The 362-nt window shown below is 43.9% G+C and carries 1 protein-coding gene; it reads right to left on the reverse strand.

Annotation, left to right across the window (positions count from 1 at the left end; translation table 11 throughout):
* Positions 1-362, reverse strand: a 362-nt coding sequence (locus GJU43_RS22760; RefSeq protein ID WP_154344188.1) for an AMP-binding protein, incomplete at both ends; no start/stop codon positions are given.

Here is a 362-nt window from a genome sequence, read left to right on the forward strand (position 1 = left end):
AGATCCCCGCGTTCAGGCGTTGTGGTGGGATACGAATTCTGAACGGACTTAAATTTGGCAAATTCAGCCTCATTAATGCTCAGTTTCAGCTTCGCATCGCTTGTGATAAAATCAACTCTTTCCTGCGGATAATGCACATCCATGGGCACATAAGCGCCGCCTGCTTTTAAGATCCCGAAAATAGAAACGATCATTCGTTCGCTTCTGTTGAGTATAAGTCCTACCAGATCATCAGGTGCAATGGCGTAATTTTGCGTCAGATACCCCGCCAATTGACTGGATTGCTCGTCCAGTTCTTTGTAGGTCAATTGCGTTTCTTCAAATACTATGGCAATATTATTTGGAGTTTTGGCAACTTGTTC

This window comes from Flavobacterium sp. LC2016-23 (assembly GCF_009674775.1).
In the GTDB taxonomy this organism is placed as follows: Bacteria; Bacteroidota; Bacteroidia; order Flavobacteriales; family Flavobacteriaceae; genus Flavobacterium.